This is a genomic window from Ileibacterium valens (assembly GCF_001945525.1).
GTDB classification, from domain to species: Bacteria; Bacillota_I; Bacilli_A; order Erysipelotrichales; family Erysipelotrichaceae; genus Ileibacterium; species Ileibacterium valens.
In genome coordinates, this window is sequence record NZ_MPJW01000084.1 from 1 (window position 1) to 790 (window position 790).

The 790-nt window shown below is 48.1% G+C and carries 1 protein-coding gene; it reads left to right on the forward strand.

Going from position 1 to position 790, the window contains the following annotated elements; genetic code table 11:
• Positions 1-790 (forward strand): IS66 family transposase zinc-finger binding domain-containing protein (locus BO222_RS03335; protein WP_143356919.1); only part of this gene is annotated, 790 nt, incomplete at both ends.

Genomic DNA, 790 nt, shown 5'->3' on the forward strand with positions numbered 1-790 from the left:
ACGACGCTGTCAATGACATCAGCCGGAAAAAAGATGAAATTATCCATTCGCTGACCGAACAGGTTGAAGCAGCCAATACAACGATCGCTTCTCTGACTGAGCAGATCACTCTGATGGCGGCTCAGCGCTATGGAAAGAAATCTGAGAAACGCTCGAGCGGCAAGAAGAAGGATGATGACGACGGTAATGATTCTGACTCCACACCTTCTGCCGGATCTGCGTCTGAATCCGATTCTTCCAAAAAGCCAAATACTCATCGTCCGGTTAAGAAAAAACAGACCAGAAAGCCCAAATCGACGCTGAAAGAAATGATTGAACGCATGGGTATTGATGTGGAAAAGGTTGTAAGAGAACTCGATGAGGACAAAAGGTTCTGCGAATACTGTGGTCATGAGCTCATTCCGTTTGGAGAAAAGCATCTGCGTTACGAGCTTAAGGTTGAACTTCCCAGACTCAGAGTCATTGAGTATGTGGGTGTGACTTACGGCTGCCCTGACTGTCATGCAAAAGCTGCTGACAGTGACACTCCGCTCAGTGAATGCGGACTGTCTCCCGTTCAGGCCGAGGCTCCAAAGCCGCTTCTGCCCGGAAGCTGGGCTTCCTCCTCATTTCTTGCCATGGCGATCGCCTTCAAGATTCTCTATCAGATTCCCACCAATCTTCTGATTACGATGTTCAGAGAAATGGGAATGTTCAGCGTTTCTTCAGGAACTCTGTGCAGCTGGATCATTTCAGTTTCGCAGGTTTACTTTGCTCCTCTGTTTGACAGACTCAGACAGATTCTGCTTGC